This is a genomic window from Pseudomonas sp. FSL R10-1350 (genome assembly GCF_009600525.1).
GTDB classification, from domain to species: Bacteria; Pseudomonadota; Gammaproteobacteria; order Pseudomonadales; family Pseudomonadaceae; genus Aquipseudomonas; species Aquipseudomonas helleri.
This window is the reverse complement of the sequence record NZ_WIVR01000152.1, coordinates 1-1540: the sequence shown is the minus strand read 5'-3', so window position 1 is coordinate 1540 and position 1540 is coordinate 1. Positions and strand designations below refer to the sequence as shown.

The 1540-nt window shown below is 62.3% G+C and carries 2 protein-coding genes and 1 pseudogene; 2 read left to right on the top strand and 1 reads right to left on the bottom strand.

Annotation, left to right across the window (positions count from 1 at the left end):
- Both GHO25_RS25565 and GHO25_RS25560 read left to right on the top strand, forming a co-directional pair.
- Positions 1 to 223 (top strand): annotated as a pseudogene (locus GHO25_RS25565) (hypothetical protein); the annotation flags it as partial.
- Between the two features lie 112 nt (positions 224 to 335).
- Entirely contained in the window at positions 336 to 1178 is an 843-nt protein-coding gene (locus GHO25_RS25560; protein ID WP_153393346.1) for a PhzF family phenazine biosynthesis protein, read from the top strand.
- 6 nt (positions 1179 to 1184) lie between these two features.
- Here GHO25_RS25560 and GHO25_RS25555 read toward each other — a convergent pair.
- On the bottom strand, positions 1185 to 1540 hold a 356-nt coding region (locus tag GHO25_RS25555; RefSeq protein ID WP_372240982.1), incomplete at its 5' end, for a DNA topoisomerase.

Sequence of the window (1540 nt, the reverse complement as noted above, 5' to 3'; positions counted from 1 at the left end):
GCCGCGCACCTCGGCCACCTTCGCCCCGCCACCGGGCGGCCCGAGCCACTGGGACGCCCGCTTGGGCGTGTATGTGCTGGATGACCAGAGCAACATCTTTTATCGCCAACGTACCTACTACCGCTGGGACAACGGCTGGAGCCGCGGGATCAGCCCGAACGGGCCCTGGGAAGAAACCGACACCAGCGGCGTACCGCCGGGGTTGAGCCGGCAGTTCAAGTAACGCCTCGGATTACCTTTTGTAGGAGCTGCCGCAGGCTGCGATCTTTTGATCTTTTTAAAAAAAGCGCCTGCATAGCGGTAGGATGGCCAACTCACTACACAAGGAACCCGCCATGAGCCTCTTCGATTTCAAGCAAGTTGATGTGTTTAGCACGGTGGCCCTCAAGGGCAATCCGGTAGCGGTGGTGTTGAATGCCGACGGCTTGAGCGATGAGCAAATGGCCGATTTCGCGCGCTGGACCAATCTCAGTGAAACCACGTTTGTACTGAAACCACAAAACCCCGAGGCGGATTATCGGCTGCGGATTTTTACCACGCTGCGCGAGTTGCCATTTGCCGGGCACCCTACGTTGGGCAGTTGTCATGCCTGGCTGGAAGCCGGTGGCAAGCCACGTGGTGAGGAGATCATTCAGGAGTGTGCGGTAGGCCTGATCCGGGTCCGTCGCAACGCTGGGCAATTGGCCTTTACCGCGCCGCCTCTGTTGCGTACTGGGCCGGTCGATGAGGCGTTGTTGCAGCGTGTGTGCCAAGGCTTGGGCATTGAGCCGCACGCTGTGCAGCAAGCGCGCTGGGTCGATAACGGGCCGGGCTGGCTGGCGCTGCTGCTGGCGGATCGTGAGCAAGTGCTGGCGATTAAGCCGGACTACTCGCAATTACACGGTCTGGCATTGGGTGTGGTAGCGCCTTGGTCGGCTGAGCGTGATGGCGCTGAGGCGCAGTTTGAGGTGCGGGCCTTTCTGGCCGGCGACGGCATGCAGGAAGATCCGGTCACCGGCAGTTTGAACGCCGGGTTGGCGCAATGGTTGATCGCTGACGGCCTGGCGCCGCAGCGTTATGTGGCCAGTCAGGGCACGGCCTTGGGGCGGGCAGGGCGGGTGTTCATTGAGCAGGCTGGCGAGGACATCTGGGTCGGTGGCGCGGCGGTGACGTGTATCTCCGGGACGCTGAGCCTTTGACCCCCGTCAGGCACTTTTAGCTTTTGTGATGCGCTTGGGCTTGGCCTTGCTGGCCGGGCTTTTGCGTTTTTTCTTCCAGGGCTGTGTTACGCCCGCCGGGCTGGCCGGGCCGCTGATGGTCATGCTCATGCCGCTGCAGCGCTCGATGTGTTTGCTCATCCAGGCGGCCTGCTTGGCGACGAAGATCTCAAGGGGCATTTCGCCACTTTGCACCATGTCCAGCGCCTGTTCCCAGATGGCGGTGGTGCCGGGGTCGGCGATGGCGCGGGGCACCGCGTCGATCAGGCTGAAGGCTGGGGGCGTGGCGGCCAGCGCCTTGCCGTTTTTGATCAGGTAGCCGCGGTCGAGCAAGCCTTGAATGA